19 protein-coding genes are annotated in these 24,007 nt (G+C 59.4%); 10 read left to right on the forward strand and 9 right to left on the reverse strand.

The window, feature by feature from the left end; all coding sequences use genetic code 11:
* Positions 1-380 precede the first annotated feature (380 nt).
* Positions 381-1,376, forward strand: a complete 996-nt coding sequence (locus HB633_RS13895) for a LysR family transcriptional regulator (protein WP_213778675.1) — start codon at positions 381-383, stop codon at positions 1,374-1,376.
* Here HB633_RS13895 and HB633_RS13900 read toward each other — a convergent pair.
* On the reverse strand, positions 1,366-2,334 hold the full coding sequence (locus HB633_RS13900) for a GDP-mannose 4,6-dehydratase (RefSeq protein WP_213778676.1): 969 nt from the start codon (positions 2,332-2,334) through the stop codon (positions 1,366-1,368). The genes HB633_RS13895 and HB633_RS13900 overlap by 11 nt on opposite strands.
* Before the next feature lie 760 nt (positions 2,335-3,094).
* Here HB633_RS13900 and HB633_RS13905 point away from each other — a divergent pair.
* The 3 genes from HB633_RS13905 to HB633_RS13915 all read left to right on the forward strand — a co-directional run bounded on the left by HB633_RS13905 (position 3,095) and on the right by HB633_RS13915 (position 10,063).
* Complete coding sequence (locus HB633_RS13905; protein ID WP_213779061.1) at positions 3,095-5,281, forward strand: hypothetical protein; 2,187 nt, start codon at positions 3,095-3,097, stop codon at positions 5,279-5,281.
* A gap of 765 nt (positions 5,282-6,046) precedes the next feature.
* On the forward strand, positions 6,047-7,540 hold the full coding sequence (locus HB633_RS13910) for a flippase (RefSeq protein ID WP_213778677.1): 1,494 nt from the start codon (positions 6,047-6,049) through the stop codon (positions 7,538-7,540).
* 15 nt (positions 7,541-7,555) lie between these two features.
* Positions 7,556-10,063 carry a glycosyltransferase family 4 protein gene (locus HB633_RS13915; RefSeq protein ID WP_213778678.1) on the forward strand — a complete coding sequence of 836 codons (2,508 nt, stop codon included), beginning with the start codon at positions 7,556-7,558 and terminating at the stop codon, positions 10,061-10,063.
* Positions 10,064-10,102: 39 nt separating this feature from the next.
* Here the strand turns inward: HB633_RS13915 and HB633_RS13920 are convergent, their stop codons facing one another.
* Positions 10,103-11,008, reverse strand: coding sequence for a LysR family transcriptional regulator (locus HB633_RS13920; RefSeq protein ID WP_213778679.1), 906 nt, complete (start codon positions 11,006-11,008; stop codon positions 10,103-10,105).
* Positions 11,009-11,138: 130 nt separating this feature from the next.
* On the opposite strand from HB633_RS13920, the gene HB633_RS13925 reads away from it, so the two are divergent.
* A complete protein-coding gene (locus HB633_RS13925; RefSeq protein ID WP_213778680.1) occupies positions 11,139-11,465 on the forward strand; it encodes a YciI family protein in 327 nt (108 codons plus the stop codon).
* Between the two features lie 44 nt (positions 11,466-11,509).
* The gene (locus tag HB633_RS13930; RefSeq protein ID WP_255580932.1) at positions 11,510-12,121 is read left to right on the forward strand and encodes an NIPSNAP family protein; all 612 of its coding nucleotides are present in this window, start codon (positions 11,510-11,512) and stop codon (positions 12,119-12,121) included.
* A gap of 26 nt (positions 12,122-12,147) precedes the next feature.
* Here HB633_RS13930 and HB633_RS13935 read toward each other — a convergent pair whose 3' ends face one another.
* On the reverse strand, positions 12,148-13,323 hold the full coding sequence (locus tag HB633_RS13935; protein ID WP_213778681.1) for an acyltransferase: 1,176 nt from the start codon (positions 13,321-13,323) through the stop codon (positions 12,148-12,150).
* Positions 13,324-13,627: 304 nt separating this feature from the next.
* On the opposite strand from HB633_RS13935, the gene HB633_RS13940 reads away from it, so the two are divergent.
* Positions 13,628-13,771 (forward strand): hypothetical protein, encoded by a 144-nt coding sequence (locus HB633_RS13940; protein ID WP_213778682.1) that lies wholly within the window; start codon positions 13,628-13,630, stop codon positions 13,769-13,771.
* 140 nt (positions 13,772-13,911) lie between these two features.
* Positions 13,912-14,841 carry a UTP--glucose-1-phosphate uridylyltransferase GalU gene (galU, locus tag HB633_RS13945; RefSeq protein WP_213778683.1) on the forward strand — a complete coding sequence of 310 codons (930 nt, stop codon included), beginning with the start codon at positions 13,912-13,914 and terminating at the stop codon, positions 14,839-14,841.
* A 42-nt stretch (positions 14,842-14,883) separates the two neighbouring features.
* On the opposite strand, the gene HB633_RS13950 is transcribed toward galU (HB633_RS13945), so the two are convergent.
* Together HB633_RS13950 and HB633_RS13955 are read right to left on the reverse strand one after the other, a co-directional pair.
* On the reverse strand, positions 14,884-15,474 hold the full coding sequence (locus HB633_RS13950) for a phosphatase PAP2 family protein (protein WP_213778684.1): 591 nt from the start codon (positions 15,472-15,474) through the stop codon (positions 14,884-14,886).
* A gap of 82 nt (positions 15,475-15,556) precedes the next feature.
* Positions 15,557-16,744, reverse strand: a complete 1,188-nt coding sequence (locus HB633_RS13955) for a helix-turn-helix domain-containing protein (protein ID WP_346730312.1) — start codon at positions 16,742-16,744, stop codon at positions 15,557-15,559.
* Between the two features lie 292 nt (positions 16,745-17,036).
* Between HB633_RS13955 and galU (HB633_RS13960) the strand changes: the two genes are divergently transcribed.
* Positions 17,037-17,978 (forward strand): UTP--glucose-1-phosphate uridylyltransferase GalU, encoded by a 942-nt coding sequence (gene galU / locus HB633_RS13960; protein WP_213778685.1) that lies wholly within the window; start codon positions 17,037-17,039, stop codon positions 17,976-17,978.
* A gap of 223 nt (positions 17,979-18,201) precedes the next feature.
* Here galU (HB633_RS13960) and HB633_RS13965 read toward each other — a convergent pair whose 3' ends face one another.
* The 4 genes from HB633_RS13965 to HB633_RS13980 form a co-directional block, all read right to left on the reverse strand.
* Complete coding sequence (locus tag HB633_RS13965) at positions 18,202-18,666, reverse strand: GDP-mannose mannosyl hydrolase (protein ID WP_213779065.1); 465 nt, start codon at positions 18,664-18,666, stop codon at positions 18,202-18,204.
* A gap of 87 nt (positions 18,667-18,753) precedes the next feature.
* Positions 18,754-18,894: a hypothetical protein gene (locus tag HB633_RS13970; protein WP_213778686.1), complete on the reverse strand. Its 141-nt coding sequence runs from the start codon at positions 18,892-18,894 to the stop codon at positions 18,754-18,756.
* Positions 18,895-19,076: 182 nt separating this feature from the next.
* On the reverse strand, positions 19,077-19,244 hold the full coding sequence (locus tag HB633_RS13975) for a hypothetical protein (RefSeq protein WP_213778687.1): 168 nt from the start codon (positions 19,242-19,244) through the stop codon (positions 19,077-19,079).
* Between the two features lie 134 nt (positions 19,245-19,378).
* The gene (locus HB633_RS13980; RefSeq protein ID WP_213778688.1) at positions 19,379-21,607 is read right to left on the reverse strand and encodes a hypothetical protein; all 2,229 of its coding nucleotides are present in this window, start codon (positions 21,605-21,607) and stop codon (positions 19,379-19,381) included.
* Between the two features lie 1,348 nt (positions 21,608-22,955).
* On the opposite strand from HB633_RS13980, the gene HB633_RS13985 reads away from it, so the two are divergent.
* A complete protein-coding gene (locus HB633_RS13985; RefSeq protein ID WP_062000096.1) occupies positions 22,956-23,957 on the forward strand; it encodes a helix-turn-helix domain-containing protein in 1,002 nt (333 codons plus the stop codon).
* Positions 23,958-24,007 lie beyond the last annotated feature (50 nt).

Genomic DNA, 24,007 nt, shown 5'->3' on the forward strand with positions numbered 1-24,007 from the left:
GTGATTTTGGGGTACCAAACCGTTGACACTGCACGCTGGGGACACTTAAGAATTAGCGGTTGAAAGGCGTTTTCTTTGCTTCGTTTCTTTGTCGCCGTTGGACAAAGAAATGAAGTCCCGCCACGCACAGTGGCTAACAGTGCTAAAAAAATCAGCCAACAAGGAACGCGCGAAGACCTAAAAAGCAGCAACCCGGCATCAACCCCGACCGCCACGAACAACCGCCCGAGCGCCCCCCAACACCCCCCACATCCCCCTTCCCAACACCTCCCCCGCCCTCCCTCCCGCGCCCCATTCCAATTTCCATCGTAATATTCACCTTTCAGGGGCCGCGCGCTCAGCGCCCCCCCTGTGTAACCTCCAGCCTGGAACCCCCGTCCATGGACCGTTTCCTAGCGATGAAAGTTTTTGTGCGAGTCGTCGAGAGCGGCAGCTTCTCGAAGGCCGCCGATGCCTTGCGCCTTCCCGCCGCCAGCGTCTCGCGCACCGTGCAAGCGCTCGAAGCGCACCTCGGCGCACGCCTGCTCAACCGCACCACGCGCAGCATCAGCATCACCGAAGACGGCGAAATCTACTACGAACGCTGCGTGCGCGTCCTCGGCGAAGTCGACGACATGGAGTCCGTGCTCTCACGCTCGAAACTCAGCCCGAAAGGCACCGTGCGCGTCAGCCTGCCGGCGCTGATGGCGAAAAGCACGATCATCGGCGCACTGCCGGAATTTTTCGCGGCCTATCCGGATATCCGCGTGGAAATGAGCCTCACCGATAAACAAGTCGACATCATCGAGGCCGGTGTCGATTGCGTGATCCGCGTGGGCGCGGTCGGCGATATCGGTCTGGTGGCAAAGACCATCGGACGATATTCGCAGATCACGGTGGCCGCTCCCTCGTATATCGAAAAATATGGCGAGCCCAAGACGCTGGAGGATCTCGAGAATCATTATTGCGTCGACTATCTGGTGAGCAAGACGGGACGTGTCAGGCCCTGGGAGTTCGTGGTGGATGGCGAAACGCGCACCGTTCCCCTTAAGGCGATGCTCGCCGTGAACGACGCCGAGTCGTACGTGGAATGTGGTTTGAAAGGACTCGGGCTGATCCAGGCGTCGGGTTATACGCTGACGTCGTATGTGGAGAGCGGGGAGCTGCGCGAAGTGCTGCAGGCCTATCCGTCTTACCCGCGGATCGTGTCGATTCTTTATGCCGCGAACCGGCATCAGCCGCGTCGCGTGAAAGTGTTCATTGAATGGATCGCGGAGATCTACAGGCGGCAGTCGTCACTGCAAGTGTCCGACGCCGATCCGCTAGCCGGCCAGACGAGACTCGCAGACCAGGCGGTGCCGCGCGGACAGGTCCAAAACGGCGCTGTCACGTCTTGACGGTTTCTATGTTCTCGAACTTGGCCCGTGCGTGCTGGTACATCCATTCGAGCGTGTCGTAGATCGGCGTAACCGGCACCCTGCCAATTGCACGACGCAACTTGATGTTCGAGCCAACGAGCTTCGCAATCTCGTTGCGGCGCATGAAGCGGGGATCGACGAAAACCTCGATCTCGTAACCGGCGATGCGTCGCATCATGCCGAGGATTTCGCCAAGCGAATGGCCAATACCGGAACACGTATTGAACGCCTGGCCCACAGGCGCTTTTTCGATGAGCTGGGCGTAGACATCGACCACATCCCGGACATCGGAGAAATCACGGCTCACCGCAAGGTTGCCCAGCGACATTTTCTTCTCGTGGCGCGCGTGGTGATTGACGATCTTGGGCAACAAAAAATCTTCGCCCTGGCCGACACCCGTGTAATTGAACGGCCGCGTAAAAAAAATCGGCAGACGGTCGAGCCATAGACGCGCCATGTTTTCCATGGCGAGCTTGCTGACCGCGTAGTCGTTGCCAGGATTGAGCGGCACGTTTTCGTCGATGACTTCCACGTTCGCATTGCCATACACATTCGATGTGCTCGCCATCAGCACCGCCCGAGGTTTCTTGTCGAGCAGCGCGAGTGCATCGAGCAGATTGCGCGAACCCATGATGTTCACGAGATAACTTTGCGTCGGCGGATTGCCGGTAACGTGCGCGAGCCCGGCCAGATGCACGACGACGTCCGGTTTTGCATCGGCCACGCATGCGCGCACCGCGTCGAGATCGAGGAGATCGACGGGCACGCCGGTCGTACCCGGCACATCGGCTTCCGATGCCGGCGAGGTCGTGCCCCATACGTCGTAGCCTTCGTCCAGCAGACGCTCGGCCATATGGCGTCCGGTGAATCCCGAGAGACCCGTGATGAGAGCGCGGCGACGCTTCGTGCCGCCGTCAGGATGTTTTGTGTCGTTCATTACGCTTTATTTGCGGCGATCGTGTCGCGGGTGGAGTACAGCGCCGTCTATGGCTGTTGGTCGAACCGTTCAGCCATTTCGATATGGCAACCCCAAGCAAGTTCATTGCCCAGAAGCTTTCGCGCTACGTGATAACAGAACGCCTGGATGAGGCGTCCGGCCGTTTTCCGCATTGATTTCGTGCCGAATTTTAACATGCGGGTCTTTTTGAAAGGGGGCAGAACAGGGCCGCCGCTCATGTCACCGCACAAACCGTCGCTGGCCGAATCGGGCGCCGGATCGAATGAGAAATTTCACCGATCCCACGCCGGACCGCCCGTGAATATGGACACGGCAAACCCGATTTCACGCCTTTCGATGCGGGCCGCACAGAAAAATTCATAAAAATCGTCATTAATTCTATGGCGAAACAATCAAGAAAATATTTGGGAGGCTTCGCGCCTCGTGGCTTTGGAAGGCGCTGTTGTAAGCCGCGCGGAATCTTCCGGATATTACTTTTCGAAACAATTTTTTGAACAAAATAAGTCGGATCGAAATCCGCGAACACGTTCGTTCATTTCACCGATCCATTTATTTCAGATTTTTTTGCAATATTTGAACGGTAGGCTTGATTAACCGAGTAACGGCCGTGACGCCTCAGCTGCTCCATTGGCCGATCGAGCAGAGCCGGCCGCTCTCAGATGGAGAAAACCTCTTGCTTCGCACTTTGCATCGTTTTTCGGTTGTGGTTTCGCAGTTCGTGGTGGTGAGTGCGCTTGGCATGGCTGCGGCGGCTCCGGCATTTCCGGCGTACGTGGCGCCGCCCGCTGTGCTGCAGGCGCGCACATCCTGGATTGGCAACACCTTTGGTTTCGGCGATGGCGTGTGGACGCAGATCAACATCACCGCGATCGCCGTGGCCCCGGACGGGCGCGTATTTACCAACGCGCCATGGGACGAAAGCGGCGCTGAAGTCAGCGTCTACAAGAACGGCAAGGTGCTCGGCGTGGCCGACGGCACGCACGGCTGGGGCCATTACGGCGGCAACGCCATTGCGATGAACAAGCGTTACGTGTTTGTCGCGGTCGGTGTGGGCAATGAGCGCGGCGGCTTGTCGAAGCCGGGCGTATGGCCGCCAAAAGGCAAGCAGTGGTTTGGCGTGTCGCGCCGCGAGCTTGGCGACATGAAGCGGCCCGCCACGTTCCAGGCGAACCTCGCTGCCGACAAGGCCGACGGACACGCCCAGCTCGCGGCCGCGTTCCTGATGGTCAACGAGGCGCCGGACGAAAGACGTGGCGCGCCGAAGGTCGAGTTCAGGCAGGACGTCGGCGGTCTGGCCGCGACCGATGCCTTGTTGTACGTCGCGAATACATCGGCGAATCGGGTCGAGGTGTACGACGCCGAATCGATGCAGCAAAAGAGCAACTGGAGCGCGCCGCAACCGGGGCGTCTCGCGCTCGCCACGGACGGAACGCTGTGGGCGCTGGTCAACACGCAAGGTGCGAAGGCGCGCCTCGCGCACTACACGGCGACAGGCGCGGTGATAGACGATGCGCCGGCGCTCGTGGCCGGGATCGACGCGGTGGATATCACCGTCGATGCACAAGGACGCCTGCTGGTCGCCGACAACGGCCCATGTCAACAGGTGTTGATTTTCACGCGCGACGGCGGGACGGGAAAGTATCGCGAGACGGGGGCGCTGGGCGAGCGCGGTGGGATTTTTTCGGGCGTCGCAGGCAAGCCCGGACCGCAGCGTTTCAACGGCCTGACTGGCGTGGGCGCGGATGCGGCGGGCAACATTTATGTATCGACGAACGGCATTGGCGTGCGCCAGGGCTCGACGGGCGCGGGGTTAGGCGCGACGCTCGAAAGCTACGCGCCCGATGGCAAGCAGTTGTGGCAAGTGCAGGGTCTGCTGTTCGTGGATGGCGCGTGGATGGACCCGTCGCGGCCGAACAGCGTGTACACCGGCAACAAGCGCTTTGAGCTGGATTTATCGAAACCGGTGGGGCAGGAGTGGAAGTACGCGGGTTTCCTTTCGGGGCGTTTCAAGTATCCCGAGGATCCGAGTTTCAGCGTCGATGACTGGCCGGGCCAGCCGATCGCTCGCAAGCTCAATGGCCGGACGTTTTTGTACCTGACCGACATGTATGCGGATCACCTGAAGATTTATCGCTTCGATGCAAAGCGTGACGGCGAACTGGCCATTCCTTCGGGGTACTTCGCAGGCCGCGAGCGCGGTGCCGGGAACATCCCGAACCGGCCGGCGGGCGGCGACTGGATCTGGCGCGACGACAACGGCAACGGTCGTTTCGAGCCCAACGAGTTCGAGTCGAACAATGGCTTGCTGCCCAACCCGGGCGGCTGGGGATGGTGGGTCGATACGAAGGGTGACATCTGGCACACGAGTGATTCGCGCGGTATCAATCGCTTCAAGTACGGCGGCGTGGATAAGGTCGGCAATCCGCTTTACTCGTACAACAACGCGCAGAACTATCCGATGCCGGCGCCTTTCAACGTGGTGAAGCGCGCGTTATATGAGGCCGATACGGACACGATGTACTTGACGGGCTATACGGCGGACGAACCGTTTGATCGCGGGTACTGGAAGGAAGTGGGGCGACGCCTGGTGCGTTACGACCATTGGTCTTCGGAGACGCCGAAGCTGCGGTATTCGATTGCCTTGCCGTGGGATACGAAGAGCAAGCCGCTTGCTACCACGATTGGCGTGACGGTTGAGGGCAAGTATCTCTTTTCGATCGAGCCCGTTGGGATGGTTCATGTGTATGAGAAGGATACTGGGCGAGAGGTTGGCGTGATCAAGCCGGGGCCGGAAGTGGGCCGTGCGTCGGGGTGGGTCGATGTGCCGAATGGGATTAGCGCGAGCCGGCAGGCTGATGGCGAGTACCTGATTTTTGTTGAAGAGGATGCGCGGGGGAAAGTGATGATGTACAGGTGGCGACCGTAAGGGTCGCTAAGGGTAGGGAGTGTGCTGTTTGGGTTGGCGCGCGGTTTATGTTGGTTGTTTTCTTTAGCACTGTTAGCCACTGTCCGTGGCGGGACTTCATTTCTTTTTCCAACGGCGAAAAAGAAACGAAGCAAAGAAAACGCCTCTCAAACGAGGGCACATAAGTGTCCCCAGCGTGCAGTGACAACTATTTGATACCCCAAAAGCACGCCCAGCGAATAACACCGAACAGCTGAAACCCTCCCCCTCCGTTCACAGATACCCACACGCTTCGCCACCAGTGTGGGAATCCGTTAATACGGAAACCTGGCCCACGCATAACAACGGAATAGCCCATAACTGGTTCAAGCATCTTGAACCCAAAGCCTCGGCACCGGCACGGCCGACCCTTCGGTTTGGGCGCTCGTGCGCGCAGCGCGGAAGCCTGGTTAATGGATTCCCACACTGGTGGCGAAGCGTGTGGGTATCCGTGTTCGGAGGGCGAGGGTTTCAGCGGGACGTGGTTATAGCGGCAGCCGTTCTTTTGGAGTACCAAGCAGATGTCATTGCACGCTCGGGACACTTATGTGCCGATTGTGGAAAGGCGTTTTCTTTGCTTCGTTTCTTTTTCGCCGTTGGAAAAAGAAATGAAGTCCCGCCACGGACAGTGGCTAATAGTGCAAAAAAAATCAGCTAGAAACGAACGCGCGAAGACCTAAAAAGCAGCAACCCGGCATCAACCCAATACCCCCCTAAACCCCAAGTGCCAACGACCCGCCCCCCCTGATGGAAAAATCGTTAATCAAAAACATGGCGATCAACTTCTCGGGACTGGTGCTACCCACCTTTGTCTCCCTGATCACCGTACCCGCCTATATCCATCTCGTAGGCGTCGAACGCTATGGCGTCATCAGCCTGGTCTGGACGCTGATCGGCTACTTCGGCATTCTCGATCTCGGCATGGGCATGGCCGCGCAGCACCAGATATCGAAAGCACACGCAGCGAACGATCCCGAAGCGCGATCACAGGTGTTCTGGAGCGCAATCTGGCTCAACCTGGGCACAGGAATCATCGGCGGGGCGCTGATCTATTTCGGCGCCTTCGCCTATACCGCCTACGTCGCGCATACGTCGCCCGACATGCAGCGCGAGGTCTACCACGCGCTTCCGTGGCTCGCGCTCGCCATCCCCATCGCAAACGTTTCATGGGTCTGCGCGGGCGCAATCAACGGCGTCGAACGCTTCGGCATCTACAACACGAACCAGACAATCGGCACGTTCCTTTTTCAACTGTTACCGCTCGCCGCTGCATGGAAGATCGCGCCGAACCTGCAAACGGTACTCGCCGCAGCCGTCGTCGCGCGCGTTATCGCGGTCGTGCTGCTCGCGCGCGCAAGCATCAAGGTGCTCGATCTCAAACGCATCGAGTGGCCGCAACTCGGCGTTGCCAGCGGCCTGTTCAAATTCGGCGGATGGATGCTGGTTGCGACGATCTCCAGCATGATCACGGATTCGCTCGATCGCATTCTTCTCGGCGCGAATCTCGGCGCGCGTTTCGTCACGTATTACACCGTGCCGCAGAACCTCGTCACGCGTCTGAACATGCTGCCGAACTCGCTCGTGCGGACGCTGTTTCCTCGTCTCTCCGCAATCAAGCGCGATCACGCCGATGCAATGGTCCGCCAGTCGCTGGAGTTCCTCAACGGCGTGTTCACGCCCATCGCGCTCTTCGTGATGCTGGTGCTTGCGCCATTTCTGCACCTCTGGGTCGGGCAGGAAATCGCCATTGCGAGCGCACCCGTCGGGCGCATTCTGATCATCGGCGTATGGCTCGTCGGGCAGGCGAGCGTCGCGCGCATCATGATTCAGTCGCAGATCAATCCCGCTACGGCCGCGCGTATCGGCCTCGTGCAACTGCCGTTCTTCGTGACGGCACTGTGGTTCGGTATCGCGCACTTTGGTCCTATCGGCGCGGCGAGTGTGGTCGTGCTGCGTTCGCTGGTCGACTACGCCCTCTTGCTCTGGATCTCACGCGTCAACGCCCGGCCGATCGCCGCCGACATGCTCCTGCATCTCGCGTTTCTTGTCGCGGGGTTAGGCGCCGCTTATCTCATCGATCCAATCGAATACCCATTGCAGTCGGTCGCAGCGGCGTTTGTTATCGCCGGCCTGAACGCCGGCTGTTCCCTGTTGACGCGGCCTGCGTTGCGCTCCATGGCGCGCAGCTTTGTTCGCGAGTTGAGTGCGCGTCTGAAACGACGCGCGAAATCCACGGTTTAAGGCGAGGAGTGGCCCATGAGAGATGACCTCGATGATGTGCTCATCGACCCGGTTCAGGACCGCACTGACCGTACTGATGTGAACCCGCCTTCCGTGATGGACGCGCCGCCCAAGCATCGTGCGCGCGTTGCAAAGCGGGTGCCGCGGGTGGCGATCGTGCATGACTGGCTCGTGGCTTTTGCGGGTGCCGAGAAGGTGCTCGAGCAGATCCTTATCTGCTTTCCGGAAGCCGATCTGTTCAGCGTGGTCGACTTCATGGAAGAGCGTGCGTGGATGCGCGGCAAGAAAGTGACCACGTCGTTCATTCAGAAATTGCCGCAAGCGAAAAAGCGCTACAGATCGTACTTGCCGTTGATGCCGCTTGCCATCGAACAGATCGATGTTTCTGGCTACGACCTCGTGATTTCGAGCAGCCATGCGGTCGCGAAAGGCATCCTCACAGGTCCCGATCAGGTCCATGTGAGCTACGTGCATTCGCCTATTCGATACGCATGGGATCTGCAGCACCAGTACCTGCAGCAATCGAATCTCACCGTCGGCATGAAGTCGATGCTCGCGCGCCTCGTGCTGCACTACATGCGCAACTGGGACATCCGGACCTCGAATTCGGTGGATCATTTCATTGCGAATTCGGAGTTCATCTCGCGGCGAATCAACAAGGTGTATCACCGCGATTCGCATGTGATCTTCCCGCCTGTCGATGTAGACGCATTCCAGCTCTGCGAAGTGAAAGAGGACTTCTATCTGACGGCATCGCGCATGGTGCCGTACAAGAAGATCGATCTGATTGTCGAGGCGTTCGCGAAGATGCCCGAGCGCAAACTGGTGGTGATCGGCGATGGTCCCGACATGCGCAAGATCCGCGAGAAGGCGACCGCGAACATCGAGATCATGGGGTATCAGCCGTTTTCGGTTCTGCAGGACAACATGCGTCGCGCGAAGGCCTTCGTGTTCGCGGCCGAAGAAGATTTCGGCATCTCGGTGGTCGAGGCGCAAGCGTGCGGAACGCCGGTGATTGCGTACGGCAAGGGCGGCGCGCTGGAAACCGTGCTCGACAGTTCGAACGCGTGCCCAACAGGTCTCTTCTTCGATGAACAGACGACCGAATCGATCATCGACGCCGTGGAGGGCTTCGAGCTCGGCGCGGTGAAGATCGAAGCCGCAGATTGCCGCGCGAATGCCGAGCGTTTTTCGGTGAGGCATTTCCGCGAAAACCTGCGCGGCTACGTACAAAGCGTCGCGCCGCAATTCACGCTGCCGCCGCCGGCGTTGCCGCCCGTGCCGCTCGTGCGCAAGGTCAAGACGACCACGCCGAAGCAGGATGAAGACAACGAAGCCGCCGACGGCATGCGCGTACTCGCCGTCGATCAAAGCGGGGTGCTGGGCGGTGCGGAGCTCTCGCTGCTCGAAGTCATGAAGAACATGCGCGGCAACAACGAAACGGTTCTCTTCGATGACGGTCCGTTCCGCATTGCGCTGGAAGCGGTCGGCATCAAGGTCGACGTGCTCGATGGCGCGGCGCTCGGCGCCGTCAGCAAGGACAGCGGCATGAAACGGCCGAGCGCCGGCATGATCGGCGGCGTCATGGGGCTCGTGCGCGGCACGCTCGAAAAATCACGCAACTCGGATGTGATCTACGTGAACACGCAACGCGCGATGGTCGTCGGCGCCATCGCAGGCCTGATTTCGCGGCGTCCCGTGGTGTGGCATCTGCGCGATATCGTCAGCCCCGAGCATTTCGGCAAGACGCAGCTCACCATCATCAAGTGGTGCACGAAGCTGATGCTGGAACGCGTGATCGCGAATTCGACGGCATCGGCCGTTGCGCTGACTGCGTTGACGCGGATGAAGGAAGAACGACTGGATGTGGTGTTCAACGGGATTTCCGCCGAGCCGTTCACGGAGCTCGAAGCGGTCGAGCAGCACGAACTGCGTGCGCGGTTCGGCTTGCCGCTCGACGCGTTTCTTGTTGGATCGTTCAGCCGGCTCGCGCGCTGGAAAGGCCAACACGTGTTGCTCGAAGCGCTGCTTGAGGCGCCGGATATGCACGCCGTTCTGGTTGGCGCGGCGCTCTTCGGCGAAGACGCTTACGAGGCCGAGTTGAGGGCCTACGTGCTCGAGCATGGGCTTGGCGATCGCGTGCATTTTCTGGGGTTCCAGCATGACATCGCGGCGTGCATGAAAGCGGTGGATGTCATCGCGCACACGTCCATCAGCCCGGAGCCGTTTGGCCGCGTGATCATCGAAGGCATGCTGGCAAAGCGACCGGTGGTGGCGGCGCGTGCCGGCGGCGTGGTGGATATCGTGACGAACCGCGAGAACGGCATTCTCTGCACGCCGGGTGATGTGTCGGAGCTGGCGGGCGTGCTTGGCGAACTTTCCGCCGACGCAGACCTGCGCAGCCGCTTGGTGGAGCAAGGTTATGCAAATGCGATCAACCGTTTTGGCACGGAACGGTACGTGGAAAGCGTGCAGAAGATCTTGTCGGACGTCGCGGGGAAAGGGAGATCCAAGCGGGGGTAAGTGGCCTGCGAAAAAACGAGACGGAAGCGGTAGCGTCGATCAGCGATGGCTGTCCCCAAAGGCCTCGATCATCCGGTCGATAAAACATCGCAGTTTTGAGGTCATTCGCCGGTCAGCCGCGTATAGCAGATGCATGGGGCGGACGGGTCCGTCGAAATCGGGCAGCACCCGCACTAGCCGGCCGGCCGCCAGATCCTCAGCCACGGCATGCTCGGACCCCAGCACAATGCCGAATCCATCAAGGGCAGCGCTGTGAATGGCTCCCCAATCGTTGATGAGCAGGCGGCTGCCAACTGTCGCTTCGATATCGCGGCCGCCTTTATGGAAGCGCCATTGCCGGTTGAGGTCCGCTGGCCAGGGGGCAAAACCCACACATTCATGGTCGGCCAGATCCGCCGGTTTCAGCGGTGTTCCATGCTCGCTGAGATAGGCCGGCGACGCACAAGTGACCAGACGGTATGGCTTTAACGGACGCGCTACCAGCGCCAGGTTTTCACCGATCGGCCCGATTCGCACGATAGCCTCATAGCCTTCCTCGATGGGGTCCACGAGCCGGTCTGATAGCGTCAGTTCCAGTTCCACCTCCGGAAAATCGCGCAAGAAGCGCGTCACCATCGGCATCAGGCCATGGCGACCAAAGGTCACCGGCGCGTTGATGCGCAACCGGCCTTGCGGCCTGAGCTGAACCGCCTGAGCCAGGGCATCGGCGGCGTTCACTTCCGCCAGCACGGTCTGGCACCGTTCCAGATAGGCGCGCCCAAACTCAGTCAGACTCTGCTTGCGGGTCGTACGATTCAGCAAACGCGTCGCAAGGTGCCGTTCCAGCGCGGCAATATGCTTGGCGACCATTTGCGGCGACATGCCGAGTTTGTCAGCTGCTGCGGCGAATGACCCGGTCTGGGCCGCCTGCACAAACACCGCCATGCTGGTGAGTCGATCGAGCATTGACAACTCTTGGTTACTAAAGCGGAAACTGTACGCTCATTTATCAACCGCCATTAGGCGACTATCGTAGGCAGATCGACCCGCACATCTGTTCGGGGCGCATAGCACGACCTTCAAAGGAACCGACGATATGCCTATATACATAGTCCGGATGGAACATCCAGACGGCGACCTCTGGAACAAACATGTTCTCGAGCATGTCCTGTATCTCAAGGGCTTGATCGCCCAGGGCAGACTGCTGGCTTCGGGCCCCTTGAAGGGAACGCCATTGCGCGCGGGGTTCCTGATCATGCGGGCCGAGGACCGCCAGGAAGTCGAAGCGATGGTCGAAGGCGATCCGTTTTCCCGGGAAGACCTGATCTGCGGGCTTGGTATCGAAGAGTGGGATCCGCTCTTCGGCATGCTGGCCGATCAATCCAGCAAGCAACCGCCGGCGGAGCTGGCATCGTTGTTCTGACTTGGCCACGCTGTTCGCGCATGCTTTACCGCTGCAAGGAAAACATGATGCTTTATGAATTGACTACGATCTCCAGCCCGCCGCTGGAGCAAACCGCCGTTTCTACCGGCGCGCACAACTGGGTTCTGGATGGGGAGGGGCGGCTCTTGGGCGCCTGGCGCACGGAGATCGGTGAACTCTTTCAGATCAAACTGCTGCGCGGCTTCGAGACCGCCGAAGCGCTCGAAAGAGAGCGGCTGCGCGCGCTCATGAGCGTCCGTCCATTCGGTATCGATGATCCATCCAGCCGACTGAGCATGGAGCGGTATGCGCGCTTTCCTTTTCTACCCGACGTCGAGCAGCTGGCATTCGGGAGATTCTATGAATTCCGGACTTACCATCTGAAGCCGGGCGGCTTGCCACCTACCTTGGAGGGATGGGAGCACGCCATTGGTCCCGCTCGCGACTATACCCGGCATCTGGTGATCAATATGTATGCGCTGGATGGTCTGCCCCGCATCACCCACATCTGGGGGTTTTCCAGCCTGGAGGAACGCGCTGCGCTACGTGCACGTCATTACGCCGACGGCTCGTGGCCACCGAAAGGCGGCCCGCAACAGATTGCGAGGGCGACATCGACGATCTGCATTCCGGAAGAGTATTCGCCGCTTCGCTGAGTTGAAGCGCTGCTACTCGGAGCGCCTCATAACTTTCGAGTCTTCCGCTTGAAGCTGGCCGACCAATGCATTGCAGGCCGTTCCACAAGCATATAAAACACGAACGCCACGCCCACCGGCACGATCATGAAAACGAATGAAGGCCATATCGCGGTCTGCAACGTCGAGCGGAACAGCAGCGATCCAAGGAAGATCAGGATCGGAATATGCACGATATACAGCGAAAAACTGAACTCGCCGAGCCATGAAAAACCGCGCACCGGCAATGAATTGCGCATGGGTTTATCGAGGACCTGATACAGATACAGCGCGAACGCCACCGCCCAAAGCTGGAATGCCAGATACTGCGCGACCTGGAACGCCGCGCATCCAACCAACGCGACCACGATCGCCGCGCCCAGCAACTTCCACGATCCTTTCGGCGACTTGACCGCATCCGGCGCGACTTTCGCTTCGGCAATCCACGCGCCGAGCGTCCACGAGAACCAGTACGACGCGAACAAGATGATCTCGTGACGCTCGAACACGAGCGCCGATACCACGTTGACAATCCCCACGCTCACCAGCACGGCTTTCATCCCGATCCGGCGGCGCAACGCAATCAGCAACGGATACACGAGATAGAACTGCACCTCGAGCGACAGCGTCCACAACGCGCCGTTTGATCCGAACGTCCCACCCGCCACGCCCTGCAGCGAAAGCAAGTTGACGATGAACAAATGCAGATCCAGCGTGCCGATCTTCGGGCTGACCGGCGAAAAGCCGCGGCTCCATGAATCGAGTACATATGTCAGCACCAGCGCCGCGAGCAGCACGGGATAAATCCGCGCGAACCGCCGCATCAGGAAGTTGCGGGTATCGAAGGGTGCGGACGGATTGGCAAGCAGCTTGCGCGCTGTTCCGCGATGAATACAGTAGCCGCTGATCACAAAGAAGATCGGCACGCCGGCCGAACCCCAGGCAATCGGAAAGGTGAGGTAGCTGAAAAGCGTGTTGAGATCGAACCCGGCCGCCGTCCTGTGGAACTGCTGAATGCCGATCCACGTGATCTGACGGCAATGAAAGTACGCGACCAGGAGCGCGGCGAAACCGCGCCATGCATTGATGGCGATGTCCTTGTCTTCCACGCTGACCGTGGCTACCCGCTCCGGCGATAAATGCAGGGAAGAACGCGCCGGATCGAGCAGGGAGGAGTCGCTCATTAAAAACCTCATGTCCGCGATGATCTTGTTCGAATTAAGCGAGACCGGCCATTGCCCCGGCGCTGCGGCGGCTTTTGGGCGCGCGCTCACTCAGTGAGTGTCGTGAGTGTCATGTTAGTCCCGCAAATAATGAAAAAATATGCGCGGCAAATGGCCTGAAACCTCTCGTCCTGCGCATGATCGGGAAAAAACCCGTCCGGGTCTGTTCGAAAGGTAACGAATTAATTCGGCTGGAACGACGGCAATTATTTGTCGTTTTTTTTCTGATAACTTCGTTTCAAACCATTCAAAACAGGGTAACGCCATGGACATGCACGCACTCGCTGGTATTGCTGTTTTATTGGTCCTCGCCGCCGTTTCGGCATATAGAGACGCGCTGCGCAACGATCCGATGTCGAAGATGAACGCATCGGGCATTCGTTTCCCGCAGTCCGACGATCTCGAATAAAGTTTAATTGAACGGTCGTGCTGCAATGCGAAGGATTGGCGAAAAGCGCGGTTACTCGCTAAATAAGAACTGAATGTATGTACGGACCCGCACGAACGGCCATTCGTGAAATCAATAAGTGATCACTTGGGAAGCGCGCGATGCTGAAAGTCACCAAAGCCGTATTTCCTGTCGCCGGACTTGGGACACGTTTCCTGCCCGCCACGAAGGCGAGTCCAAAGGAGATGTTGCCCGTCGTCGATAAGCCGCTGATTCAATACGCCGTTGAAGAGGCAATTGCCGCGGGCATCACGGAAATGATTTTCGTGACCGGCCGAAGCAAGCGCGCAATTGAAGATCACTTCGATAAATCTTACGAGATCGAGGCGGAACTCGAAGCGCGCGGCAAGGAAGCGTTGCTCGACGTCGTTCGCAAGATCAAGCCGGCGAACGTGGATTGTTTTTATGTCCGCCAGCCGACTGCGCTGGGTTTGGGGCACGCGGTCTTGTGCGCTGAAAAGCTGATTGGCGACAACCCTTTCGCTGTGATCCTTGCCGACGATCTGCTTCACAGCAAAGAGCCGGTCATGAAGCAGCTGGTCGATGTGTTCAATCATTACCATAGCTCGGTGATCGGCGTGGAGCGCATCAACCGAATCGATAGCGCGTCGTACGGCGTGATCGAAGGGCGCGAATGGGAAGAGGACATCATCAAGTTGTCGGGCATCGTGGAGAAGCCGCAACCGGCGCTGGCGCCCTCGAATCTCGGCGTGGTCGGGCGTTACGTTTTCATGCCCGGGATCTTCTCGCATCTTCGCGCGACGCCGCCAGGAAGCGGCGGTGAGATTCAACTGACCGATGCCATCGCGTCATTGCTGTCGGCGGAACAGGTGTTGGCTTATCGTTATTACGGCACGCGCTTCGATTGCGGCAGCAAGCTGGGATACCTGAAGGCGACCGTGCAACTCGCGTTGCAACACGCGGAGGTGCGCGACGGCTTCGAGGCGTATTTGCGTGAATGCATGGCGGAGTTGATGCCGGCGCCCGTGGTCGAGCAGATCGAGCAGGCGGAATTGACGGTGCTTGAGTAGGACGTGGCTCGCACCATCGAGGCCGATCGGTGCGAGCAGAAATCAGAAATCAAACCACTGGCATAACCACGGCGAGTACGCGACCAGGATCTGTTGAATCGGCGCGTGATGCCCGTAAGCAATCGTCGATACAACCAGCAGCCCGAGCCCCGCGAATATCGATCCGGTCATCTTGCGCGGTTGACCGAAAAAGCGTCGCAGGAAAAACAGCGCAACGCCGCTGCCGAGAAACCATCCGGCGACGACTTCAATAGGCGTGTGCGCATCCTGGACGACCCGGCAGAATCCGATCAATGCGCCAAGCGCCAGTCCCGCTGCGGCGCCAAGCCCATACCAGCCTGCACGCCAACTCCCGGCGAGCAATCCGAACGTCACGCCCCATACCGCCGATGTCAGCATGGTATGGCCGCTGATCACGCGAAAATCGAGCGAGCGAACTTCGATACCGCAACCCGCATAAAGAATCTTGTTGATCCCGACCAGCGCCAGCGCAGCGCCAAGCGATGCAATCCAGACCAGCGCCTCGCGCTTGTCCGTGGCACGCAGCCAGATCGCGCAACCCGCTGCAACAGGGATGGTCACCGCCACATCACCGAGATTGGTGAAGATGGCCATCAAACTAGTATTCGTCATGCTTCCCCCGAAAAGCGCGCGCCGTGCTGCGACTGAAACGTCGCGCACGGCTTATCGCGCTGTGCTTTTACATCGTACCTATTTACTCTTCCGCTACCTTCCTGCGTCCGGCGAGGCGGTATTCCGTCGGCGATATCGACAGGCGTTTGCGAAATATCTTCGCCAGTCCGTCGCCGCTTCCCGCGCCGCATCGGCGAGCGATCTTGTCGACAGGAAGGTCGGTCGCTGCGAGCAACATGCAGCTCGCATCCAGGCGTGCGCGCAGCAGATATTCCGATGGCGTCAGCCCGATCTGCGCCTTGAACCGGCGCAGAAAATTGCGTTCGCTCATGGCCGCGACACGCGCTGCATCGGCAATCGAAATAGGGCGGATGTAGTTCTCGCGCATCCAGCGCGCGGCTGCGTCGATCTTCTGTCGTACGCCGCCTGCGTCGGTGTCTTCAAGAACCGCGGACAACTTCGGCCAGGCGCCGGGGATCGACCGCTCCGATACTTCCCTCGCCAGCGCAGGACCGTAGTCGCGCTTGATGATCGACAACGCGGCTGCGATCGGACCCTTGGGGTCATCGAGCGTGAGCGTCTGTTCCGCGATGAACAACGAACTCGTCAACGCGGACGCGGCGGCCGGGTCCTCGAAATCTGGCGCACGATTTTGCAGCGACAGGTTCGCCGCCGCGAGAATCTGCGAGCCTTCGCCTATCGCCTTCACGAACGAGATCTTGGGCGCGACGCGGCTCAGGCGCCGCAGCAACTGCGTGTCGAGCTTCGCACGTTGTGCGCCTTCTCCACCCGCAATGAACAGTGCATCGCAATCGCTCATCCAGCGGGTATCGAGGCTCTCGGTCCAGATGCGCATGGAGCAACTGCTGGCAACGCTGCCGCCATCGCTCGATAAAAACAGCAGCGCATAGTCCGGCGTCACGCCGCCCTTGATAGCGGCCGCGTCCGACAGCTCGTGAATCTCGTTGGCGAGAGAAAACACTTCGGAAATCGAACTGACTTCGACAAGCGAAAAATCCTCGAAGATAAGTATGCCGATTCGCTTGGGCGCCGGCGTGCCTTCGAGTGTGGCTTCGTGCATAACGTCCTGCATTGCGTCGTTGGCGGTTTCGTTTGCCGGGTCGTGGCTGTCAGCGGACGCCTTGTCAGCGGACAGTTCCTGTTCGCTTGCATCGCGCGATGATCCATCGCGCACCTCGTGCGCAAGTGCGGTTTCCGCACCAGTCGGGCGCACGATCTGCAACCGGCTCATGCCATTGGCGTGTCCCATCAACTTTCTCCGTTGTCGGTCAGAGCGGCGGGTATTTGGTCTCGTATGCGTCGCACTATACGCGGCGAGATTGATGCGTCATGACAGTCGTCTGAAAAGCACGAGATGTTGGCAGATGGTTTCGATATTCGAGTAATAAGCTGGCCGTAAGTGATCGAAATGGCGACGCGCGTAGCGACATGCGTAGCCAACAAGTGCGAAGCGTTCGCCAGGCCACACAGGTCACACACGATAGTCACATTCACAAGAAATCCTGGCCCGTTAGCGAGCGCCGGACAAACAAGGGGCGGATATGCTGAAAGTACGCAAGGCGGTGTTTCCCGTCGCTGGACTTGGCACGCGGTTTCTTCCGGCGACCAAGGCAAGTCCAAAAGAAATGCTGCCCATCGTCGATAAACCGCTGATCCAGCACGCGGTGGAAGAGGCGGTCGCCGCCGGCATCACCGAGATGATCTTCGTCACGGGCCGCGGCAAACGCGCGATAGAAGATCACTTCGACAAGTCATACGAAATAGAAAGCGAACTCGAGGCGAGGGGCAAACAAGCCTTGCTCGACCTCGTGCGCAATATCAAGCCGTCGCATGTGGACTGCGTGTACGTGCGTCAGGCCGAGCCGCTGGGTCTGGGTCATGCCGTGCTGTGCGCCGAGAAGCTGATCGGCAACGAACCGTTCGCCGTAATGCTCGCTGACGATCTGCTCGACGGCGAGCCGCCCGTCATGGCGCAGATGGTGGAAGTGTTCAACCGGTATCACTCGTCGGTGCTGGGTGTCGAGGAGATCGATCGGAGCGAATCAGGATCGTATGGTGTGATCGATGGCCGCCAGTGGGACGATCATCTCTTCAAGATTGCGCGGGTGGTCGAGAAGCCCGAACCGGCGTTGGCGCCTTCGAATCTCGGCGTGGTTGGGCGCTATGTATTGATGCCGCGCATCTTCCAGCATCTGCGCACGCAGAAGCCGGGCGCCGGTGGCGAAATCCAGTTGACCGATGCAATCCAGTCCTTGCTCGCCGATGAACAGGTGCTCGCCTATAGATACAAAGGCCAGCGTTTCGATTGCGGCAGCAAGCTGGGTTATCTGAAAGCGACGGTCGAGTTCGCATTGCGCCACCCGGAAGTGTCGCAGCAATTCGATGCGTATTTGCAGGCGTTTCTTGCGAGCCGTCGCCCGGCACAAAAAGCCGAAGACGAGCCGCTTGAGGAAACGCCCGAACTCGCAGTCGATACCGAATGACGACGTCGCCGGACTTTTGTTAGCTGCAGGCAAGTCCGGCCGTGGCGGGGACACGAAATCAATTGCAGCAAGTACCGCGTTGTAAGTAGCGCTAGCCCCCCGGTGCGCGCTATGGTCTTTAGCCCGCCTCGTGCGGGCTTTTTTTGTTGGTGAGGCAAATGAAAAAGCGGCTCAGTTCACATTGAGCCGCTTGCGGATTGTTGAAAACGGGCCTTAGGACGCGTTAGCGGAAATAAGCCTTGGCATTCGGATGCACGTCGTCGCGATTGAGTACTTCAGTGCGCATCAGCCACGCATAACCGCTGTGCTGATCGAAGCGGCCAATGGGCACGGCGCCGCCGAGCGTGATGGAATAGGCGAGGACCACGTAATGCGTCGTGATGTCCGCCGCGCCGGCAAAGTTGTCGTCGTAATGATGTTCGAACACGCCGAACAAACGCGAGGCCGAACGTTGCACGCTGGCTATGCCCAGCTCGTCACGCACCACGCGCGTGAACGCGGCGTCGAGTGTCTCGCCTTTCATCACGCGGCCGCCGGGCACGAACCAGGAGCCTTGTGCAGGACGGTTGCGTCTCTGTCCGAGCAGCACGCGGCGGTTGCCGTCCGTCACGATCAGGTCGATGGACACCAGCGGCGTCAAGCGGACGACATTGAGGAAATCGGCTTCATCGAGATGAGACGCGTGCAAGGATGCCGGCGCTTTTATCAGTTGCTGGGTGCCGTCTGGATCGGCGATTGCGGAAAACGAAGAAAGATCTGTCACGCTCGAATTACCTCAGTCATGGTCGTTGCTCTTGAACAGGCGTGTGCAGATACCGCTTACTAGAAACACCATCAACGCAATCAGCACGCATACAGCCATTCCCCCGCCGAGCATCGCGACGACAAGAATCGTCATCAAGCGCAGGCCGTCCATGATCTTTCCGAATAGGCTTGGAATTGTGGTGCCGTGGCCCGGCGACGCAAAGATTTCCTATGCACCGACAACGGCTCAGGCACTTTATGCTGGCATTTCAGTGTAGCGCGCGGCCTCGCGCGCCGTATTGGCCATGGACTGGCAGAAACCGACGAAAGGTCGTGTTTGTAAGCCATACGGACTCAGCCCAGGTCGTTGGACACGTGCGGGATGTGCTCGGGACGAATCGTGTCCGAAGGGTCGGCCGTATCGGGTGGACACGCGGTCATCACGGTTGCGCAACCGATCAATACGGCGAGAAGAAGGTTGCTCGTGAACGACGAGGCGCGCGATGTGTCTTGCAGGTTCATGGCTTTTCAACGGCATGAGCCGTTGCCTTGAATGATCATGGAGAGATCGAATTTAAGGGGAGCCGGAGGATGAAACTGTCGGAACTTTCGTAAAGACCCGGCAGCTTCATCGAAACAGATTGGAACGCAAGGCGCTATTTCGCAACATACCCCTCGGGCGCGTTGACGTTGTTCTTCATCACATCGGCGTTCTGAGAGATTACGTACACCGGCGCTTCGGTGAGCGTCAGTGCGACCCGGCCGTTTGCATAGGGCAGCGTGGATGGATTGCCCATCATGTCGAGCACGGTGAGTGTTCCGGATGAGCCCGGTGCATCGACGGCAAGCGAATAGCGCACGCCCCGCGTGGCGCTGAAGCCCGATGCGCCGGGCCACGCGGCATTATCGTGCGTCCATAGCGCGGTCACCACCTTGCCGCTGTTCAACCGCTGGAACGCATAGGCATAAACGCCGGGCGGCGTGTCCTTGATGTGGCCCAAGGTGCTCGTGCCGTCAACCACGCGCGTCATGGCGGCCACGCCCATTGCGGCGGGCTTCGGGCTGATTTGCGTCTGGCCGAAACCGCCTTCGGCATTCACGAGATCGAAGAAAATGCCATAGCCTGGTTCGGGTGGATCGGTTGCATAGAAGATGTAGCTCATGTCCGCGCCCTCGCCGAGTAGGATCAGATGCAGCCGCGCAACCAGCGCGCCCTGTGCATACAAGACATTCGCCGATGGCGTAGAAGGTCCGTACTTCGTGCCGATGTCGTAACTGATCCCGGACTCCGTAATGAAGAGTTTCGCACCGGGCTTGAGCATTTGCGTCATGGTGTGGCGCAACGCACGCATCATGGCGGGCAGGCTCTGCGCGGCTTTTTCCGGATCGCTGTTCCCGGCCATGCGCTCGGGCGGATGCGATGGCGACGTGCCGACATCGTAGTAACCGTGCGCACTCACGCCGTCGATATATTTGGCAATCCCAAGGGGTGCGAGACGGTTCAGCCACTCGGTGTTTTTTCCCAGCGACGACAACGTCAGCCCCATGACCACCGCATGCGGATCGGTCGCGTGGATGGATTCGTAGGTGGCTTTGTACATGGCGACGAGATTGGCGTCGGAGTCGCGCCACGGGAGGCCGCCTTCGTAATCGGGCTCCCAGCTCACCTGATAGTAATTGCTCGATTGCGTCGGGAACACGGTCGAGCGCACGCGGTTCGATTCGTCGCCCACACGTTTCATGTAGGCGCTGTAATCGGTGAGAGAGGAGGGCGCGTAGCTGTGCGTGTCCTTGCCGGTCTTGTTCGCCCAGCCGGGAATGCCATCGAGCTGGATCAGGCGTAGCAGGTCGCCCGGTTTGAAGAATGGCTGAAGATTGTCGGCGGCGGCATTGAAAGTGTTCGGCGCCTTGGGCTCCGTCATGTACCAGTTGCGGTTGTCGTTCACCCACGTGAGGCCGAGGTCCGTGTAAAGCGGCCGGTAGCCATCGCCGGAACAGCACGTCTGGCCCGGCCGCAAATACGCCGCGCCCTGACCGCCAAAGCGATGCAGGTCGGCGTTCTTATATGCGACCGGCGGCAAAACGGCCGCGAGATCGGGCAGCACGCCGAACGTCGCGATGCCCGCCGGCCGCGTGCCCTTCGAAGGCAACGTCACCGGCGACCCATTGGCGGATTCAAGCCGCGCCGAGATAGCGAAATAACCGGCCGCCTGCGATGTGCATCGAATGGATGATCCGTGCGTGCCCGGTGTGACGGCAATGCGGCCGCTCGCCTTCACCGTGTTCCATGCGTCCTGGATCTGCCACACGAGCGTGCCGGCTGATTTCGTTCGGGTGGTCAGCGTCACGTCGAATGGCTTGCGCAACGAAAACATGCGCGTGCCGTTGCTGCCGGGGGTATCGGCTTCCACGCTTTCCGCCACCGGGCTGGAGCCAGGGATTTCGACCGGCGCGCCTGGCGTGCATTGCATGGCGAGCGCGGTGGATGGAGGCGGCGCGTCGGCGACAAAGCGCGCTGCGGCGCTGGTTTTCGCCGCTGCTTCGACCCAGCAATGCTTGGTCGCGCCGGGAGCCGGATCGTCGAACACGCCGTTGTCGCAGCCGGTGCCGCCGGTGAACGTCTTGACCGTGTGTTTTTCGGGCGTGCCGTACAGCACTTTTCTCGCGCCATCGAAGGCGCATCGCTCGTATTCAGCCGCGCACTGCGTCCACGACGCGCCGTCGATCTTAACCGAGTCCTCCGCCGGTACGGCCTCCTGATTCGCCGGCGACTCGCCCCGGCAACTCGATACAACTACTGCCAGGACGCAGATCAGCGCGATCCTCGTGCATCGGGCAAGCGTGCGGCCCGCGCGCGGCGGCTGTGTTGTTGATGTTGTTTTCATTACGCCCCGAAGAATCAAAGCCGGGTGGTCCGGATCGCGGCCTCAGTGTTTCCACCGACGAAAAGGCCGCCTCGCCACCTTCGTGCTACCTGAATGAAACGTTTACGGCCGGTTTGCCGCCCCAAGCTTCGTCGTGCCGGAAAGCCAGAAACTTTCGATGCCGCAACGCAGCAAAAAGGGCCGCATTCGAGTGGACATCAACGTTTGGAGACGTGCCGCGCCCCATAAAATAAGGCTTCCGAATGCGCTGAGGATAGGCGAGGCGAAACAATCGCGCCAGTCATCGCGATGAACCTTGGCGGATGCTCACTGCATTGGACCGTCGGACCTTATATCCATGGCGGGATTGCGCGACAAAGTGTCTGATCTGGCGTGACCGAAACGCGCTCGACTGTAAGGAAAGGTGCGTAACTATTCTGTATCAAATCGTATTGCCCGCCAAAGCGTGGATTCACAAGGCGACGACATGGGCGATATCACGCCAACGCGGGTGCATACCGGTTCGATACAGCTGGTACTCGACTGGTTGAACCGATGCGGACTGATCCGCCAGACGGCTGTTCTTTTACGCCGCGGCACGAGCGGGGTTTACAGGTGCTCCATCCGCCGGAGCCCGGTTTAAACAGGGGCTATCGCCCTCAGGCACCGTTTGTCAGCCACGTTACATATTTTCATAAGATTAATTGATTCCGTTACTCATATGAAACGCGATTAAGCGCAATTTATCGTGTGCGGAGATGTCTGTGCGCAACCGCACTCACGCGGCTTGCGTTGTTAATCGGAAGACGGCATTAAAGACGCGTATTAAAGCTTGTAATTTAAATTGAAGTGGCCCTTCGGGTAACTCATGCGAAGCCTTAAACACCTCGTTCTAAACAAGTAATTCGCTAACTGGCTTTTTCTGTGTTTCACAGACGAAACGTTTTCGCCGGCCAGCGCTGGCATCGCCCTTCTGGACAGGCTGCCGGGGCGCCGGAAAGCCGTGCCGCGCGTGGCGCCAGAAACCGCGCTGAGCGTTGATTTGTATGACGTTGGCAGGTTTTGACTGCCCTGTCCGATATGCGCTACTGAATCCCACTGGCATTCGTCTTGCAATGTCCCATCCGAAATCAAATCACCCTCGGCCCATTGCGTTGTATTTAAAGCGAACGGCCGTATTAGAAAAAGGGTGAATGATGGCCAGCGCACGCATTGAAAGGATTTGAATGGCGACGCCGGAATTTTTCCGCCAACATCTCGCTACTTTCAGTCACGACAACCTAATCAAACTTGAGGGTGTCTATGATGCACCGCAATGAGAACGCACTATCCAATCATGTTGGATTCAACAAGTTCGCAGGGGAATGCCATGCCTTACGCCAGTCTTGAACCCGCCGTAATGGGCTGGCTACAACCGGCTCCCAGAAGCACGCAAGCCGAGATTCGCCGCATCGCGATCCTGTTGTACGACGGATTTTCGCTGCTTGGCGCCGGTATCGTCGCGGAGGTTTTCCATGTCGCAAACGAGCTGGCCGTCCTGAAGGCGCGCAACGACTGGAATTACGACGTACGTTTCCTTTCGGTTGAAGGCGGCAACGTGGCGTGTTCGTCCTCGGTGCGCGTGTGGACCGACGGACTCGATGCACGCCACTACGGCGGCTTCGACGCACTGTTCGTGGCCGGCGGCAAGGGCGCCGACAACGCCGCGGGCGATGAACGCATCGTCGAATGGTTGCGTCGTGTTCATTCGAAGACCACCGTGGTCAAGTCGATCGCGGAAGGACGCAAGGTGCTCGATGCAGCCGGCATCGGTCACGCGGCGGAATCGCAAATCCGTATCGGACATTCGATGATGAACGCGGTTCGCGAAGAACAGGCAAGCGAAGCCGGCGACCGTTATGAATCCATGAAAGGCGCGCTGTTGATGATCAAGCGCGACCTGGGCGTGGACGTGGCGCGCGGTGTCGCGGAACGTCTGATGCCGGGCTCGGCTTCAAAGCTGGTTCCGTTGCTTGGCGACAGCGGCACGGCCTCCGCCGGCGACAAGATTCGCGCGGCTGCGCGCTGGTTGCAGGACAACTGCGAACGGCCTATATCCGTAGTCGACGCCGCGCAAGTGGCGGCCATGAGCGAGCGCAATTTCCTGCGCCGTTTCAAGATCGAGATGGGTATCACGCCGTCGGACTATTTGCTGCAAGCGCGCCTTGCCGTGACCTGCACGCTGCTTACCGACTCCGAACTGCCGGTCGACAAGATCGCGCGCCGCAGCGGCATGGGCAATGGCGATCGTCTCGCCAAGATTTTCCGCAAGCGCCTTCTCATTTCACCCACCGAGTACCGGATGCAAAGCCGCCGCGACGCGGGCGTCTGATCAACACAGGCCATAGACGTGCAGGACGGCTCAAATCGAGCCGCGCTGAA

The organism is Caballeronia sp. dw_276, assembly GCF_018449635.1.
In the GTDB taxonomy this organism is placed as follows: Bacteria; Pseudomonadota; Gammaproteobacteria; order Burkholderiales; family Burkholderiaceae; genus Caballeronia.

Coding starts and splice junctions, on each gene's coding strand:
- HB633_RS13895 (WP_213778675.1), top strand. CDS start 381: ATGGACCGTTTCCTAGCGATGAAAGTTTTTGTGCGAGTCGTCGAGAGC.
- HB633_RS13900 (WP_213778676.1), bottom strand. CDS start 2,334: ATGAACGACACAAAACATCCTGACGGCGGCACGAAGCGTCGCCGCGCT.
- HB633_RS13905 (WP_213779061.1), top strand. CDS start 3,095: ATGGCTGCGGCGGCTCCGGCATTTCCGGCGTACGTGGCGCCGCCCGCT.
- HB633_RS13910 (WP_213778677.1), top strand. CDS start 6,047: ATGGAAAAATCGTTAATCAAAAACATGGCGATCAACTTCTCGGGACTG.
- HB633_RS13915 (WP_213778678.1), top strand. CDS start 7,556: ATGAGAGATGACCTCGATGATGTGCTCATCGACCCGGTTCAGGACCGC.
- HB633_RS13920 (WP_213778679.1), bottom strand. CDS start 11,008: ATGCTCGATCGACTCACCAGCATGGCGGTGTTTGTGCAGGCGGCCCAG.
- HB633_RS13925 (WP_213778680.1), top strand. CDS start 11,139: ATGCCTATATACATAGTCCGGATGGAACATCCAGACGGCGACCTCTGG.
- HB633_RS13930 (WP_255580932.1), top strand. CDS start 11,510: ATGATGCTTTATGAATTGACTACGATCTCCAGCCCGCCGCTGGAGCAA.
- HB633_RS13935 (WP_213778681.1), bottom strand. CDS start 13,323: ATGAGCGACTCCTCCCTGCTCGATCCGGCGCGTTCTTCCCTGCATTTA.
- HB633_RS13940 (WP_213778682.1), top strand. CDS start 13,628: ATGGACATGCACGCACTCGCTGGTATTGCTGTTTTATTGGTCCTCGCC.
- galU (WP_213778683.1), top strand. CDS start 13,912: ATGCTGAAAGTCACCAAAGCCGTATTTCCTGTCGCCGGACTTGGGACA.
- HB633_RS13950 (WP_213778684.1), bottom strand. CDS start 15,474: ATGACGAATACTAGTTTGATGGCCATCTTCACCAATCTCGGTGATGTG.
- HB633_RS13955 (WP_346730312.1), bottom strand. CDS start 16,744: ATGGGACACGCCAATGGCATGAGCCGGTTGCAGATCGTGCGCCCGACT.
- galU (WP_213778685.1), top strand. CDS start 17,037: ATGCTGAAAGTACGCAAGGCGGTGTTTCCCGTCGCTGGACTTGGCACG.
- HB633_RS13970 (WP_213778686.1), bottom strand. CDS start 18,894: ATGGACGGCCTGCGCTTGATGACGATTCTTGTCGTCGCGATGCTCGGC.
- HB633_RS13975 (WP_213778687.1), bottom strand. CDS start 19,244: ATGAACCTGCAAGACACATCGCGCGCCTCGTCGTTCACGAGCAACCTT.
- HB633_RS13980 (WP_213778688.1), bottom strand. CDS start 21,607: ATGAAAACAACATCAACAACACAGCCGCCGCGCGCGGGCCGCACGCTT.
- HB633_RS13985 (WP_062000096.1), top strand. CDS start 22,956: ATGCCTTACGCCAGTCTTGAACCCGCCGTAATGGGCTGGCTACAACCG.